The sequence below is a fragment of the Serratia sp. CY29653 genome (assembly GCF_052169255.1).
In the GTDB taxonomy this organism is placed as follows: domain Bacteria; phylum Pseudomonadota; class Gammaproteobacteria; order Enterobacterales; family Enterobacteriaceae; genus Serratia; species Serratia sarumanii.
Genome location: NZ_JBJNLC010000007.1, coordinates 87,515 through 103,250, shown reverse-complemented (window position 1 = coordinate 103,250; position 15,736 = coordinate 87,515). Strand labels below are relative to the sequence as shown.

13 protein-coding genes are annotated in these 15,736 nt (G+C 61.1%); 4 read left to right on the top strand and 9 right to left on the bottom strand.

Annotated elements, in window-relative coordinates:
- Positions 1 to 55: 55 nt before the first annotated feature.
- From iolE to iolD, 4 genes are read right to left on the bottom strand one after another with little or no spacing between them, the layout of a single operon-like run.
- Complete coding sequence (gene iolE / locus ACJ8HN_RS22590) at positions 56 to 952, bottom strand: myo-inosose-2 dehydratase (protein ID WP_019455194.1); 897 nt, start codon at positions 950 to 952, stop codon at positions 56 to 58.
- A 59-nt stretch (positions 953 to 1,011) separates the two neighbouring features.
- Positions 1,012 to 1,896, bottom strand: a complete 885-nt coding sequence (locus ACJ8HN_RS22585; protein ID WP_004930845.1) for a sugar phosphate isomerase/epimerase family protein — start codon at positions 1,894 to 1,896, stop codon at positions 1,012 to 1,014.
- A gap of 40 nt (positions 1,897 to 1,936) precedes the next feature.
- Positions 1,937 to 2,950 carry a Gfo/Idh/MocA family protein gene (locus ACJ8HN_RS22580; protein WP_038871433.1) on the bottom strand — a complete coding sequence of 338 codons (1,014 nt, stop codon included), beginning with the start codon at positions 2,948 to 2,950 and terminating at the stop codon, positions 1,937 to 1,939.
- 35 nt (positions 2,951 to 2,985) lie between these two features.
- Positions 2,986 to 4,926 carry a 3D-(3,5/4)-trihydroxycyclohexane-1,2-dione acylhydrolase (decyclizing) gene (gene iolD / locus ACJ8HN_RS22575; RefSeq protein WP_033649355.1) on the bottom strand — a complete coding sequence of 647 codons (1,941 nt, stop codon included), beginning with the start codon at positions 4,924 to 4,926 and terminating at the stop codon, positions 2,986 to 2,988.
- Between the two features lie 545 nt (positions 4,927 to 5,471).
- On the opposite strand from iolD, the gene ACJ8HN_RS22570 reads away from it, so the two are divergent.
- Both ACJ8HN_RS22570 and ACJ8HN_RS22565 read left to right on the top strand, forming a co-directional pair.
- Positions 5,472 to 7,403 carry a bifunctional 5-dehydro-2-deoxygluconokinase/5-dehydro-2-deoxyphosphogluconate aldolase gene (locus tag ACJ8HN_RS22570; RefSeq protein ID WP_049195625.1) on the top strand — a complete coding sequence of 644 codons (1,932 nt, stop codon included), beginning with the start codon at positions 5,472 to 5,474 and terminating at the stop codon, positions 7,401 to 7,403.
- Positions 7,404 to 7,605: 202 nt separating this feature from the next.
- Positions 7,606 to 8,442, top strand: a complete 837-nt coding sequence (locus ACJ8HN_RS22565) for a MurR/RpiR family transcriptional regulator (RefSeq protein WP_004930856.1) — start codon at positions 7,606 to 7,608, stop codon at positions 8,440 to 8,442.
- Between the two features lie 38 nt (positions 8,443 to 8,480).
- Here ACJ8HN_RS22565 and iolB read toward each other — a convergent pair whose 3' ends face one another.
- Both iolB and ACJ8HN_RS22555 read right to left on the bottom strand, forming a co-directional pair.
- The gene (gene iolB, locus ACJ8HN_RS22560; protein WP_442523989.1) at positions 8,481 to 9,302 is read right to left on the bottom strand and encodes a 5-deoxy-glucuronate isomerase; all 822 of its coding nucleotides are present in this window, start codon (positions 9,300 to 9,302) and stop codon (positions 8,481 to 8,483) included.
- 77 nt (positions 9,303 to 9,379) lie between these two features.
- On the bottom strand, positions 9,380 to 10,885 hold the full coding sequence (locus ACJ8HN_RS22555; protein WP_442523988.1) for a CoA-acylating methylmalonate-semialdehyde dehydrogenase: 1,506 nt from the start codon (positions 10,883 to 10,885) through the stop codon (positions 9,380 to 9,382).
- A gap of 556 nt (positions 10,886 to 11,441) precedes the next feature.
- On the opposite strand from ACJ8HN_RS22555, the gene ACJ8HN_RS22550 reads away from it, so the two are divergent.
- The gene (locus tag ACJ8HN_RS22550; RefSeq protein WP_442523986.1) at positions 11,442 to 12,884 is read left to right on the top strand and encodes a sugar porter family MFS transporter; all 1,443 of its coding nucleotides are present in this window, start codon (positions 11,442 to 11,444) and stop codon (positions 12,882 to 12,884) included.
- 32 nt (positions 12,885 to 12,916) lie between these two features.
- A complete protein-coding gene (locus tag ACJ8HN_RS22545) occupies positions 12,917 to 13,753 on the top strand; it encodes a TIM barrel protein (RefSeq protein ID WP_033649361.1) in 837 nt (278 codons plus the stop codon).
- Between the two features lie 35 nt (positions 13,754 to 13,788).
- On the opposite strand, the gene fetB is transcribed toward ACJ8HN_RS22545, so the two are convergent.
- The 3 genes from fetB to ACJ8HN_RS22530 form a co-directional block, all read right to left on the bottom strand.
- Positions 13,789 to 14,562, bottom strand: a complete 774-nt coding sequence (gene fetB, locus ACJ8HN_RS22540) for an iron efflux ABC transporter permease subunit FetB (protein ID WP_033636352.1) — start codon at positions 14,560 to 14,562, stop codon at positions 13,789 to 13,791.
- Positions 14,549 to 15,226 carry an iron efflux ABC transporter ATP-binding subunit FetA gene (gene fetA / locus ACJ8HN_RS22535; RefSeq protein WP_033636353.1) on the bottom strand — a complete coding sequence of 226 codons (678 nt, stop codon included), beginning with the start codon at positions 15,224 to 15,226 and terminating at the stop codon, positions 14,549 to 14,551. The genes fetB and fetA overlap by 14 nt, the downstream gene beginning before the upstream one ends.
- 190 nt (positions 15,227 to 15,416) lie before the next feature.
- Complete coding sequence (locus tag ACJ8HN_RS22530; protein WP_033649362.1) at positions 15,417 to 15,704, bottom strand: FaeA/PapI family transcriptional regulator; 288 nt, start codon at positions 15,702 to 15,704, stop codon at positions 15,417 to 15,419.
- Positions 15,705 to 15,736: the final 32 nt, after the last annotated feature.

The following is a 15,736-nucleotide window of genomic DNA, read 5'->3' as shown; positions in this document are numbered from 1 at the left end:
GCCATCAAAAAAGGGGCGCCGGCGGCTCCCCTCGAGCTTTATTGACCCTCGCCGCTTAAATGCCGGCGGTTTCCCGAATATAACGGCGCGCTTTTACCGCATACTCGAACGGGTTGGCCAGCGCCGGGTCCTGCTCGGCCTCCACCACCATCCACCCTTTGTAACCGCGCTCGTCCAGCAGCTTGAACACCGGCCTGAAGTCGATCACACCATCACCCGGCACGGTGAAGGTGCCCTTCTTCACGCCGTCGAGGAAGCTCAGCTTGTTGGCCTTCACTTCCGCCACCACCTCATCGCGCACGTCCTTCAGATGGACGTGGTTGATGCGCGGCAGATACTTCTCCAGGATCGCCATCATCGCCTGCTGGCTGCCTTCCGAATAGTAGGCGTGGCCGGTATCGAACAGCAGGTAGACGTCGTCGTTGACCATGCTCATGTAGCGATCGATTTCGGCCGTGGTTTGAATGCCGGTGCCCATGTGGTGGTGCAGACATACCTGCATGCCTTTACCGGCGGCGATCTTCGCCAGCTCGTTGTAACCGTCGGCCACCCGCTGCCACTCTTCATCGCTGAAGTACGGTTTCTCTTCGAACACGCCTTTGGTGGTGCCCTGAATGCTCTTGCTCTGCTCGGAGCAGCCGATCACCCTGGCGCCCATGGCATGCAGGAAATTCATGTGGTTGATAAATTCATCGATGGTTTTGTCTTTCTGGCCGTCGGCGAAAAAGGTGCTGAACCAGGCGTTGCAGATCTGGATACCGCGAATGTCCAGCATCGGTTTCAGCACCGCCGGATCGCGCGGGTATTTGCTGCCCACTTCGCTGCCGGTGAAGCCGGCCAGCGCCATTTCGCTGACGCACTGCTGGAAGGTATTTTCCTTGCCCAGATCGGGCATGTCGTCGTTGGTCCAGCCGATCGGCGCAATGGCCAATTTCACGTTGTCTTTATTCATGGTCTGCCTCGGTGCTTGGAGGGCCGCCGGCGCAAACGCCGCCGGCGAGCCGAATAAGATTATTTGCCCAACAGCTCTCTTTCGATGCGCTCTCTGGTCGCCACCGCCTGGCTCGGCATCTTTTCCGGGTAGCCGAACAGCGAAGTGCAGATGATCGATTCGCCGCCGACCTTGAAGCTGCGGTTGGCAAACTCCATGTCGCGCAGCGTCTGGAACAGGGCGTCGAAATTCACCTCACCTTCGCCGATGCCGACGTGCTGGTGCACCGCGGCGTCAACGCCCGGCGGGTTGACGATATAACGGCAATGCTTGGTGTGGTTCATGGTGTCGGCGATCAGCACGTGGGAAAGATCGTCCCCGGCGTACTGCAGCATGCCGGCCACGTCGCCCTGCCCCTTGTCGTAGTAGAAGGTGTGTGGCACGCTGTAGAGGTATTTGACGTGATCGCTGCGCAGCGATTTCACCAGATCGGCGGTTTCGTTGCTCAGTTCGCAGAAGTCCCACGGGTGCGACTGGATCTCCATACGGATACCCTCGCGCTCGACGATCGGCAGCAGTTCCTCCATCGAGCGATACCACAGCTCCTCGCAGATCTCCGGTTCGTTGGGGTTGCCCGCCAGTTCGGTGTTGATCACCTGCACGCCCATTTCCACCGCGATTTCGATCATCCGCCGCCAGTTTTTGACCGCCGCCTGGCGGCGATCCTCCCCCGGCCCGGACCAGCGGTACACCACGATAAATGAGGAGATCTCCACGCCGGTCGCTTTCAGGGCGTTTTTATACTCCGCCATGATTTCGCGGCTGGCCTTCGGATGCTTGTAAAACGGGTTGATCTGCGGGTGCGGCGACTGCTCGATATATTTGTAGCCCCAGTCCGCCACCTGTTGAACCATTTTGGTGACGCCCAAATCCCGGATAACGTCGACATCAAAAGCGATCTTCATGGTCACTCCTCTGCAATCGTAGGTATGGGGGACAAGCCGATTATTTGTTGTAGAACACCGGGCGCGCCGGCAAGGTCACCGGCACAATCTCGCCGCTGAGCTGGGCCGCCACGCAGGCGTCGGCGGTCACCGCGGCGGCGTAGCCGTCCCAGGCGGAAGGCCCGGTCAACTTGCCCGCGGCCACGTCGTTGATGAAGCCCTGTAGCTCAACGTCATAGGCGTCGATAAAACGATCCTTCCAGTCGGTCAGGATTTCGGTCGACAGGCGGGCGCCGCTGCGCATCTGCACCGAAGACGGCTCCGGCAGTTTGGCGATGCCGGTTTCCCCTACCACTTCACACTGAATGTCGTAGCCGTACTGGCAGTTGACGAAGATTTCGACGTCAATGCGCGTGCCTTTGGCGGTTTCGAACAGCACAATCTGCGGATCTTTCAGGTGTGGGAACGCCTTCGGGCTCTTGCGCGGGAACACCACCTGCACCGACACATAGTCGTCGTCGAGCAGCCAGCGCAGCACGTCGATTTCGTGGATCAGGGTGTCGGTGATCGCCATATCGGTGGTGTAAGCCTCGCCGACCGTCGGGTTGCGGTGCGCGCAGTGCAGCATCAGCGGCTCGCCGATCTGGCCGCTGGTCAGCACCTGTTTCAGCGCGCGATAGCCCTGGTCATAGGGGCGCATAAAGCCGACCTGCACCAGCCGCTTGCCGTGTTTCGCTTCGGCATCGACGATGTTTTTGCAGCCCTGCGCGGTCACCGCCAGCGGCTTCTCGCAGAATACCGGTTTGCCGGCGGCGATGGCCGCCAACACGAACTCTTCGTGGCTCGGCCCCCAGGAGGTGACCAGCACCGCCTGCACATCGGCGGCCTTGATCAGATCGTGGCCGTTGTCATACACCCGCGCATCCAGCTGCAGATCGCTCACCACCTTGGCGGCGTTGTCGCGATTGATGTCGTTCACCGCCACTACGCGGGCGCCCTGCAACACTTTGCTGCAGCGACGGATATGATCGCGGCCGATGGCGCCGGTGCCGATAACCCCAATGTTCAATGTCATTTTCGCTACCCTCGAGATTTATGTATGAAAACGAATCAGTAATCGCGCGCCTTATCGATGTTTTCCTGCAGCTTGCGCGCCACTGCGACGATTTTCTCGCTGTCGGCCACCTGAGCGCCGCCCACGCGCCACCAGCTGAGATACTTGTGCACCATGGTCTTCGGCAGCACCTTGATGTCCAGCAGCGTGGACACGGTCTGCCTGCGGGCGTCGGCCAGCGCATCGAGCAGCTGCTGCTCGGTGGTGACGCGATAGGTTTTGCAACCGTAAGCCGCCGCCAGCATGGCGAAATCGACCGGCACCAGTTTGCCGTCGAGCTTGCCGCCCTGTGGATTACGGAAGCGGAATTCGGTGGTGTAGCTGTCCATGCCGTGTTCCATCTGCAGGTTGTTGATGCAGCCGTTGGTCATGTTGTCGAACAGCATCACGTTGATCTTGCAGCCTTCCTGAATCGAAGTGACCAGTTCGGAATGCAGCATCATGAAGGCGCCGTCGCCCACCATCGCGTACACCTCGCGCTGCGGCTCGGCCAGCTTGACCCCCAATGCGGCGTTCACCTCATACCCCATGCAGGAGTAACCGTACTCCACGTGATAACCGTGCTCGCCGCGGTTGTGCCACACCCGCTGCAAATCGCCCGGCAGGCTGCCGGCGGCGGCGACGATCACGCTGTCCGCCGGCAGCTCGCGGTTCAGCACCCCCAGCACCCGGCTCTGGGTCAGCGCGGAATCGGTCTGGGCGATAAATTCGGCGAACACCCGCTCGCGATCGAGGTGATCGTCTATCTCCGGCACAAAGCCTGCGCCGCCGTATTCCACCGCGTAAACGCGCTCGGTCTCTTCACGCTGGGCGCTGCGCGCCGCGGCGATGGCGTCGCCCCAGCCGGCGCGGTACTCGGCCTGCGCCAGCAGTGCGCCCAGTTCGCTCAGGGCCTCGCGGGCGTCCGCCAGCACCTGCACGCCGTCGAGCTTGCCGGCGTCAAAGGCGCTGACGTTGATATTGAGGAAGCTGACGTCCGGATTTTGGAACAGCCATTTGGACGAGGTGGTGAAATCGGTGTAACGGGTGCCGACGCCGATCACCAGATCGGCCTGACGAGCCAGCGTATTGGCCGCCAGGCAGCCGGTTTCGCCAATGCCGCCGAGGTTGAATTCATGGTCGCTCGGCACCGTGCCTTTGCCGGCCTGGGTTTCGGCGAACGGAATGCCGAAGCGCTCGGCGAATTCGCGCAGCGCCCGCCCGGCCTGCGAGTATTTCACGCCGCCGCCGCACACCAGCAGCGGTTTGCGTTTGGCCGCCAGCAGCGCCAACGCGTCCGCCAACATGCCGTCGGTCGCCGGGCGGCGATCGAGCCGATGCACGCGTTTTTGGAAGAAATAGTCGGGATAGTCGTAGGCTTCACCCTGCACGTCCTGCGGCAGACACAGCGTCACCGCGCCGGTTTCCGCCGGATCGGTCAGCACGCGCATCGCGTTGATGCAGGCGCTCATCAGCTGTTCCGGCCGCACGATGCGGTCCCAGTATTTGCTCACCGCGCGGAACGCGTCGTTGGTGCTGATGCTGAGATCGTAAGACTGTTCGATTTGCTGCAGCACCGGATCCGGCTGGCGGGATGCGTAAACGTCGCCCGGCAGCAGTAATAAAGGAATGCGGTTGGCGGTGGCGGTGGCCGCGGCGGTGATCATATTGGCGGCGCCGGGGCCGACCGATGAGGTGCAGGCGTAGATCTGCCGGCGCAGCTTCTGTTTGGCGAAGCCGATCGCCGCATGGGCCATCCCCTGCTCGTTTCGGCCCTGATGCACCCGCAGATCGCCGCTATCCTGCTCCAGCGCTTGCCCCAGCCCCAGCACGTTGCCGTGGCCGAAAATCGCAAAAATGCCCGCGACGAATTTGGTTTCCACGCCGTCGGCCAGCAGATACTGGTTATCGAGGAATCTGACGAGCGCCTGCGCCATGGTTAGCCTGATCTTGCCCATTTACTCACCCTTTAGATTGAGGGCCGCCCCGGAAAGGGCTCGCGCCGAGCCGACAATTCCGTGTTTGTGTTACGCGGCGGCAGCTATTATCTTGAGCAGGCGATGCCCGCTGCTCACGAAGTCGACAACCTGAAACGTGAAGCGATTATAAACAAATATATTTTTCATAAAATCACATTACAGAAGAAACATTTCATTTTGCGATAAAGATCGCATAATGCATGAAAAGCCCGTTTCATCTCGTGATTCAGCCTTCACTGGCTTCGCGCCACGCACCGGCCAATAAAAGCCGTTGGCTCATGGGCTGACCGCCTTTTACCCTGTCATTTCCCCTCTTTTATGCGTGCCCCGGCCCCCCTCCCGTAGCCGTTTCACCGCCTTTTCCCACGCCTCTGTCGATGTTTTAAATGCATCACATTTTTGGGGTGTAAATTTCATTCTATATTGAAATTGAAATTTTCATTCCCCATACTGTCCACATGCTTCCTGCAGGGCGCCACGCTCGGGCCGCCGCCGGAGTTTTGCTTAAACAGAAGGAAACGGGTATGGCTACACAAGAAAAACAGCTTGATGTCATTTGTCTCGGGCGCATCGCCGTCGATTTCTATGCTCAGCAGATCGGCGCGCGGCTGGAAGACGCCGGCACATTCGCCAAGTACCTCGGCGGTTCTTCCGGCAACGTGGCCTACGGCACCGCCATTCAGGGGTTAAAATCCGGCATGCTGGCGCGCGTCGGCGACGAGCACATGGGCCGCTTTCTGCGCGAAGAACTGCAGCGCGTCGGGGCCGATACCCGCTGCCTGATCACCGACAAACAGCGATTAACCGGCCTGGTGATCCTCGGCATCAAGGATCAGGAAACCTTCCCGCTGATCTTCTACCGCGAAAACTGCGCGGACATGGCGCTGACGCCGGACGACATCGATGAGGCCTACATCGCTTCCTCGCGCGCGCTGGCCATCACCGGCACGCACCTGTCGCACCCGAACACCCGCGCCGCGGTGCTGAAGGCGCTGGAATACGCGCGCCGCCACGGCCTGCGCACCGCGCTGGACATCGATTACCGCCCGGTGCTGTGGGGGCTGACGTCGCTGGGCGACGGAGAAACCCGCTTTGTGGAATCGGACCAGGTCACGCGCGAGCTGCAGGAGGTGCTGCACCATTTCGATCTGATCGTCGGCACCGAAGAAGAGTTTCATATCGCCGGCGGCAGCACCGACACGCTGACGGCGCTGAAAAACGTGCGCCGGGCCACGGCGGCCACGCTGGTGTGCAAGCGCGGCGCGCAGGGTTGCTCGGTGTTCGAGGGCGAAATCGCCGATGGCTGGGAACAGGTGAAACTGCACGCCGGCGTGCGGGTTGAGGTGCTGAACGTGCTGGGGGCCGGCGACGCCTTTATGTCCGGCCTGCTGCGCGGCTACCTGAACGATGAGGGCTGGGATCAGGCCTGCCGCTACGCCAACGCCTGCGGCGCGTTGGTGGTCTCGCGCCACGGCTGCGCGCCGGCGATGCCGACCAAACGGGAGCTGGACGACTACCTGCTGCGTGAACGGCAGGTCACGCGCCCGGACCGCGATGCGCGCCTGAACCACCTGCACCGGGTCACCACCCGCAAGCAACAGTGGCCGGAACTGTGCGTCTTCGCCTTCGATCACCGCAAGCAGCTGGCGGACATGGCACGCGAAGCCGGCGTCGGCGAGGAGCGCATTCCGCGCCTGAAAACCCTGCTGCTGACCGCGGCGCAACAGGCCGCCGCGCAGGCCGGCCTGAACGGCAACAGCGGCATTCTGGCCGACACCACTTACGGGCAGGCGGCGCTGAACGAGATCACCGGCCAGGGATGGTGGATCGGCCGGCCGGTAGAGCTGCCCAGTTCGCGTCCGCTGCGCCTGGAGCACGGCAATATCGGCTCGCAATTGATCGACTGGCCGCAGGAGCACGTGGTGAAGTGCCTGGTGTTTTATCACCCGCACGACGCGGCGGAACTGCGTCGCGAGCAGGATGAGCTGATCGCCGACGTCTACCGCGGCTGCTGTAAGTCCGGCCACGAGCTGCTGCTGGAAGTGATCCTGCCGGACAACAACCCCGACAAAGACGAACGTTATTACCTGGAGATGATTGAGCACTTCTACCGGTTGGGCATTCAGCCGGACTGGTGGAAACTGCCGCCGCTGAGCGCGGAAAACTGGCGGCGGGTCGGTGCGCTAATCGATACCTACGATCCCTACTGCCGCGGCGTGCTGATCCTGGGGCTCGACTCCCCGGAAGCGGTGCTGAAGGCGGGCTTTGCCGCCGCCGCGGATGCGCGCTGGGTGAAGGGTTTCGCCGTCGGCCGCACTATCTTCGGCCAACCTTCGCGCCGCTGGCTGCAGGGGGAAATCGACGACGCCGCCCTGATCGAGCAGGTGAAACAAAAATACCTGACGCTGATCGGTTTCTGGCGCCAGTACCGCCCGCAGGCGGGCGGCGCGCACTGACAGCGAGAGCAGGTTCACGTCCCCTTAAGGCCATTTCGCCGCTTTAAGGGGATTTTTTGCCCCTTTTCTGTGAAGTCACGCAATGTGCGATCGAATAAATCGCTTTTTGAGGAAATGAAATTTCCGCTCCGTCTGTTAAAATACCCTGTCAATATTTCAGGCGTCAGGCCAATGCGCCTTCACCCCACTGCGAGCCGAATGGATGAACAACCCAACTCAACTTTCGCTGTTACAGGACGAGATCCGCCACCGTTACGAAACGCTGAGCAAGCGTTTGAAGCAGGTGGCGCGCTATATTTTGGATAACAGTAACAGCATCGCTTTCGATACCGTTGCCTCCATCGCCGCACAGGCCAGCGTGCCGCCTTCCACCCTGATCCGTTTCGCCAACGCCTTCGGTTTCAGCGGCTTCAACGAAATGAAGCAGGTGTTCCGTCAGCATCTGATGGAAGAGACGGTGAACTATACCGAGCGCGCTCGCCTGTTCCGTCAAACCTCCACCGACGACAACGTCGCGCCGGAGAAGCCGGCGGAGATTCTCAACGTATTCACGATGGTCAACGCGCAGGCGCTGCAGCAGCTGGCGATGCAGATCGCCCCCGAGCAGCTGGATCGCGCCGTCGAGCTGCTCAACAACGCCGAAAATATCTACGTGATCGGCCTGCGCCGTTCGTTCAGCGTCGCTTCCTACCTCACCTATGCGCTGCGCCATCTGGAGCGCCGCGCGTTTCTGATTGACGGCCTGGGCGGCATGTTCACCGAACAGCTGAGCATGGTGAAACCGAAGGACGTGGTGATCGCCATCAGCTATTCGCCGTACGCCCGCGAGGCGGTGGAACTGGTGGAATTGGGCGCCAAGCGCGGCGCCCAGCAGATCGCCATCACCGACAGCCAGGTCAGCCCGCTGGCCGCCTTCAGCGACGTCTGTTTCGTGGTGCGCGAAGCGCAGGTGGACGGCTTCCGTTCGCAGGTGGCTTCGATGTGCCTGGCGCAGACGCTGGCGGTCTCGCTGGCGCTGAATAACGCCCGGGACGAGTAAGGCTGACAAAAAAGCCCGGCAAGCCGGGCCTCAAGCGCTTATTGCGCGGCGGGATAGCCGTCGCCGTTAATCCAGGCGTGGTCTTTTTCCCAAGTAAACTTCCACTGCCGCACCGGCCCGGCCATCACGTTGAGATAATAGTTGTCGTAGCCCGCCAGGGTCGCCACCGGGTGATAACCGCGTGGCACTTTCACCACGTCCCGATTGTAGACCGGCATGCATTCGTCGAGCGTGCGATCGTCGGTATAGACGCGCTGCATGCAGAATCCCTGCTCCGGCTGAATGCGGTGATAATACGTCTCTTCCAGATAGGTTTCGTCCGGCGAGTCTTCCCGATCGTGCTTGTGGCTCGGGTAGGAACTGGTGTTGCCCTCGTCGGTGTAAACCTCCACCACCAGCAGGCTGTCGGCCGGCTCGCTGTCCGGCAGAATGTTGTGCACCAACCGCTGGTTGCGCCCCTTGCCGCGCCGCTCCACGCCGATATCCGCCGGCGTAATCAGCCGTGAAGGCAGGTGGCCGCTGCCGGGCGCGCTGCACACCGCCAGCTCCAGATCGGTTTCTGCCCGCACGTCGATGCGATCGTGGTGCGGCACATACACCGCGTAAGGCGGCGTGCGCTCGAACGGGCTCATGCGTTTGCCGATATGCGGGTATTCGGCGCGCAGCGTGGCGACGGAGGCGATACCGGCCACCAGCACCAGGCACAGCTCCTTGTCACCGCACTCCAGCTGCAGCGACTGCCCGGCGACCAGGCGATAAACGTCGAAACCGACATAGCGCCACCCGGCATTTTCCGGCGTCACGTGCTGAATACGCCCCTCGGCGTTCGGCGTCTGACATTTGGCAAGCAGTGAAGACATCTCGATTCTCCTGTTAACTCCCCGTGCAAAGGCCGTTGCCCCGAAGGAGCAACGGCCCGCTCATACTTTGCGATGGCTTAACCCAGCGTCGGCATGCTGAATTCGGACACCGTCTGCTGCCCGGCCGGCCAGCGCGCGGTGGCGGTCTTCATGCGCGTGTAGAAGCGCACGCCGTCGGTGCCGTGCACGTTAAGCGCGCCGAACACCGAGCGTTTCCAGCCGCCGAAGCTGTGGAACGCCATCGGCACCGGCACCGGCACGTTGACGCCGACCATCCCGGCCTGCACTTCCTGCACGAACTGGCGCGCGTAGTGGCCGCTGCCGGTAAAGATGGCGCTGCCGTTGCCAAACTCGTGGCCGTTCACCGTGTCGATGGCGGTGCGGTAATCCGGCACCCGCACGATGCCCAGCACCGGCCCGAAGATCTCTTCACGGTAGATGCGCATGTTCGGCTTCACATGGTCGAACAGCGTGCCGCCGACGTAGTAGCCTTCAGGATAGCCCGGCACCTGATAATTGCGGCCGTCGGCCACCAGGGTGGCGCCTTCTTCCACGCCCAGATCGATGTAACCCAGCACCTTTTTCTGGTGGGCGGACGACACCAGCGGCCCCATTTCATTCTCTTCGCCGCCCTGCAGCAAGCCCGGCCCGACGCGCAGCTGCGCGATCAGCGGCTTCAGTTTGGCGATCAGTTTATCGGCGGTGTCGTCACCGACCACCACGGCGATCGGCAGCGCCATGCAGCGCTCGCCGGCGGAGCCGAACGCGCCGCCCATCAGCGCGTTGACCGTGGCGTCCAGATCGGCGTCCGGCATGACGATCGCCTGGTTCTTCGCCGCGCCGAAGGCCTGCACCCGCTTGCCGTGCGCGCTGGCGGTGGTGTAGATATGTTCCGCCACGGTGGAGGAGCCGACGAAGCTCACCGCCTGAATGCGCGGATCGGTGCACAGCTGCGCCGCGTCTTCATTGGCGCAGTGCACCACGTTGAACACGCCGTCCGGCAGGCCGGCTTCTTTCAGCAGTTCCGCCAGGCGCACCGAGGCGGAAGGCACCAGCGCCGGCGGCTTGAGGATGAAGGTGTTGCCGCAGGCCAGCGCGATAGGGAACATCCACATCGGCACCATCGCCGGGAAGTTGAACGGGGTAATGCCCGCCACCACGCCCAGCGGCTGCATCAGCGAGAAGCTGTCGACGCCGCTGCCGACGTCCGGCGAATACTCGCCCTTGATCAGATGCGGGATGCCGCAGGCGAATTCGACCACTTCCATGCCGCGCGTCAGTTCGCCCAGCGCATCCGAGTACACCTTGCCGTGCTCGCTGACGATAAGCTCGGCCAGCTCGTCGCGGTGCTGTTCCAGCAGCGCCTTGAAATTGAACATGATGCGCGCGCGGCGCAGCGGCGTGGTGCGCGACCAATCGGCAAACGCCCGATGGGCCACGTCGATGGCCTGCTTGACTTCGGCGGCGGTGCTCTGCGTGACGCGCCGCTCAACCTGCCCGCTGGCCGGGTTGTGCACGTCGACGGTTTGATTGCTGCTGCTCAGGCACACCTGCCCGTCAATAAAGTTACCCACGGTTTTCATGTCACGCCCTCTTTTCAAGTCCGCTGTCGCCTGGCCACTCGCCGGCGGCGCGGCGTTAATCGTCCCGCTCGCCAAACCCCGTCGGCAAGCCGGCTACATCCTGACCGGATGCAGCAAACTCTATTTCATTGAAAAAAAAGTTTCAAATAAATTGTTTTGAAAAATTTGTTTTTAGTGCGTGAGGTCGCAATTTTGCGGTGTCGATCGGGTTGGCGCTTTCATTACCGCGCCAGGGAAAGCGCAACGGCGCAGGAGAAACCAGGGGCAATACACACTGACTTTGCTACAGAAAACCCGCACCGCGCCTGCCCTGTCGCCGTTACCGCCCGCCCCCGAACGCCCAAGGCGCCCGGATCGCGCGTGACGGTTTTTTTTGAACTGGATCTAAAAATCAATATTCCATTATTCACTAATTATGAAATAAATGTTCTTGTTTGTTCCAGCATTTATCGACGACATCGCCTTGATGACAGGCACGGTTCACACCCTTCCGCTCGCCCTCTTCCCGATAACCCAACCGTGCGGACGGAAGCCAGGATAAAAATCGGAGCAACACATGTCATATCAGCGTAAGCACAATACCGGCTACATATTGCGAATTTGCGGCATCGCCGCCTTGGGCGGCATTCTGTTCGGCTACGATACCGCCGTGATCTCCGGCGCGATCGAAGCGCTGAAAACCTATTTCAATCTCAGCCCGGCCGAAACCGGTTGGGCGGTCTCCAACGTGGTGATCGGCTGCGTGGTCGGCGCCTTCGCCGCCGGGCCGCTGGCGGCGCGCTGGGGCCGTAAAAAGGCGCTGATGCTGGCGGCGCTGCTGTTCACCGTTTCCGCCGTCGGCGCAGCCTTGGCCCCGACCTTCACCTGGTTCGTCATCTACCGCATCATCGGCGGGCTGGCGGTCGGCATCGCCGCCACCGTGTCGCCGATGTACATGTCGGAAGTGTCGCCAAAGGACATGCGCGGGCGCGCGCTCAGCATGCAGCAGTTCGCCATCGTGTTCGGCCAGATCGTGATTTTCTACGTCAACTTCAAAATCGCCAGCCTCGCCAGCGAAGCCTGGCTGGTGGAAATGGGCTGGCGCTGGATGTTCGCCTCGGGCGTCATCCCCTGCATTCTGTTCTGCATCCTGGTGTTCGTCATTCCTGAGTCGCCGCGCTGGAACGTGATGATGGGCCGCGACGATCAGGCGCTGGCGATGTTGACCAAGGTTTCCAACGCCGCCCACGCGCAGAATCTGCTGAAAGAAATCAAAGACTCGCTGCAGCAGGATCAACAGCAGCGGCATCGGAAGCTGAACTACGGCGATGTGCGGGTGCGTTTCATCCTGTTCGTCGGCTGCATGATCGCCATGCTGCAGCAGGTGACCGGCGTCAACGTGATGATGTACTACGCGCCGGTGGTGCTGAAAACCGTCACCGAAAACGCGCAGGAAGCGCTGTTTCAGACCATCTGGATCGGCGTGCTGCAGCTGGTCGGTTCGGTCATCGGCGCCATGCTGATGGATCGCATGGGCCGCATTCCGCTGATGCGTTACGGCACGCTGGGCGCCATCGCCGGCCTGCTGCTCACTTCGTACGCGCTCTACACCCAGGCCACCGGCTATTTCGCGCTGTTCGGCATGCTGTTCTTCATGGTGTTTTATGCGCTGTCCTGGGGCGTCGGCGCCTGGGTGCTGGTGTCGGAAATCTTCCCGAACCGCATGCGCGCGCAGGGGATGAGCATCGCCGTCGGCTGCATGTGGGTCGCCAACTTCGCGGTGTCGCAGTCGTTCCCGATGATCAACGACCACCCTTACCTGTTCTCGCATTTCCACGGCGCCTTCCCGATGTGGATCTTCGCCGCCTGCTGCCTGTTCAGCTACTGGTTCATCGGCAGCTATATTCCGGAAACCAAAGGCGTCTCGCTGGAAAAAATGGAGCAGGTAGTGCTGGCCAAACGCCACCGCCACCCCCTGCCCGACGGCAAGCCGCTGCCGCTGGAAAACGGCAAATCCTGATCTCTCAACCCTGACCGCTGGAGTAATGCCTCATGACCATTGCACTGGACCGCTTCTGCATTAACCGCAAGATCGCGCCGAATCTCGATCTGGACAGTTTTTTCCGCCTGGTGAAACGCTGCGGGCTCAGTAAGGTTGAGCTGCGCAACGATATGCCCAGCGGCAAGGTGACCGACGATCTGAGCGACGCGCAGCTCAATGCGCTCGCTGCGCAATACGGCATCGAGATCGTCACGATCAACGCCCTCGGCATGTTCAATCTGATGGACAACCCGGCGGCGCTGCAGCAGCGCGCCGAAGCGTTGCTGGCGCAGGCGCAGGCCATCCACAGCCGGGCGCTGGTGCTATGCCCGCACTGCAGCGCCGATGACACGCGCAGCGAGCAGCAAAAACGCGACGACACCCTCGCCGCGCTGCGGCTGCTGGCGCCGCTGTTTGCCCGCTATGGCGTGCAGGGGTACGTCGAGCCGCTGGGCTTCGGCATCAGCTCGCTGCGATCGTCGCTGCTGACCCAGGCGCTCATCCGCGATTCGGGCGCGCCGTACCGCATCGTGCTCGATACTTTCCACCACTATTTAAGCGGTGTGGCGCAGGCCGACTTCGACGCGCAGATCCAGGTGGCGCAGATCGGCCTGGTGCATCTGTCCGGCGTGGAGGATGGGCGGGATAAAGGCGCGCTGAGCGACGAAGAGCGCATCATGTTGAGCGAGGGCGATCGGCTGGAGAGCCGTCGCCAGGTGCAAAACCTGGAACGCCTGGGCTACACCGGCGTCTATGCCTTCGAGCCCTTCTCTTCGCAGCTGGACAGCTGGAGCGAGGCGGATATCGAACGGGAAATCCGCCAGAGCATCGCCCTGCTGCAAGGGTAAAAAAACGGCCTCCGCGGAGGCCGTTTTTCATGGCGTTACTTCAGGTTGCCGACCACCAGCTGGTGGCGCGCGTTGTAAAACTTACGGTAGGCCAGATAGCAGGCGATGATGGTCGACAGGCTGGCGGTGGAAAGCAGCATGAAGGTCACCATAATCTGGTATTTGATTGCTTTCACCGGGTCGATGCCGGCGAAGATCAGCCCGGACATCATGCCCGGCAGGCTGACCAGCCCAACGGTTTTCGCCGAGTCCACGGTCGGGATCAGCGAAGCGCGGATGCTGTCGCGGATCAGCGCCGCCGAAGCGAACTTGGGCGTCGCCCCCAGGCTGAGCATCTCCTGAATCTTCTGCTGTTCGCTTTTGAAACGTTGGCCGAGGTTGGTGTAGCACAATCCCACCGCCACCATGGCGTTACCGGCGATCATCCCGGAGATGGGGATTACCTGCATCGGCGTAAATTCGATGGAGCCAGTCAAGACCAGCACCGCCAGCGTCAGCACCGCGCCGGTGGTGATGGCGATAAACGACGTCACGAACGCGTGTTCGACGTACTTGCTGCGTTTCTTGGCGTTGTAGGCCGCGTTAAAGCAGATGAACAGCACCATCAACACGGTGAGCACCGCGTTATCCAGATCGAAAATGTACTTCAGCACGTAGCCGACGATGATCAGCTGCACCACCGCGCGGCAGATGCTCCAGATAATGTCCTTTTCCAGCGCCAGCTTTTCCCGGTGGCTGATCAGAATGGCGACCACCACCAGGATCATCGACAAGCCTAAGGATTCGTTGGTGATGTTATGCTGATTCATGCTGTTGCTCCTGTTGCTCGGCGCCGTGCGCGCGCAGGGTGATCACCTCGTCCGCATGCGCTATCTCTTCGGTATCGTGCGTCACCCACAGCACCGCCAGCCGGTGCTCCGCCACCAGCTGATGCACTATCTCATTGACGTTGCGCTTATTTTCCTCGTCCAGCGCGCTGGTGATCTCATCGAGCAACAGCACCCGGGGCATAAACTGCAGGTTGCGGATCAGGGACACGCGCTGCTTCTCCCCGCCGGACAGCTCATTGATGCTTTTGGTCAGCATCGCCTCCGGCAGCCCGAAACGCGCCAGATCGGCCTGCATTTTTCGTTCATCCGGCGACTGTTGACGGATCTGGTAGGGCAGCGCCAGATTGTCGTAAACCGTATTGCCGAACAGCGCCGGCGTCTGGAAGCAGTAAGAAACCTGTTTGCGATACGCCTCCGGCGACATCTCGGCGATCGCTCGTCCGTCGAAATAGAGGTTTCCGCTGGTCGGATCCATTAAGGAAGAGATGATTTTCAGCAGGGTGCTTTTCCCGCAGCCGGAAGGCCCGGTGATCAGTTTGAACTCGCCTTCACCCAGCGTGAAAGAGACGGAGTCCAGGATCACCTGGTTGTCTATTTGATAATGAATATCATCCAATCTCAGTATGTCTTTCTTTTCCTTCATTACGATGCCGGCTCCCTACACCTGTTCCCGTCTGAGCGATAAGTATATGGCCGCAAAAAACATATTAGCAATGCCTGTGCGGATGGCAGCGAGCGGAGAGGAGGATTGACGGAGCAAAACGCCCCGTCAAATAATAAATTTTACTAATGATTAGCTGTAGGAATAGTCAAAAGCGACCGCCAGGGTCGAATCACTCTTTTTTTATCGCTGCCTGTTCGTCGCAGCTGTACCAGCGTAGAGAATTGTTGATGCTGCGGTGGGTGCAGCGGACCTTGCCCTCCTTTTCCAGCGCCAGCAGCAGGGTGCGGGTGGTATAAATGTTTTCGCCGCATTTATCCGCCAGCTCGCGCGTCTTCGGCCACTGCTCCGGCGGGGGATGCAGGCCCCCGGCCCCTTCCACAAGATCCCGGCACAATCCCCGCAACACATCCAGCATCAGCGATTTTCTACTTTCAAACGTTTTCGGCACCTTGGCCATAGCATTCCTCCTGAGTGGTTACTGCTGAGCCC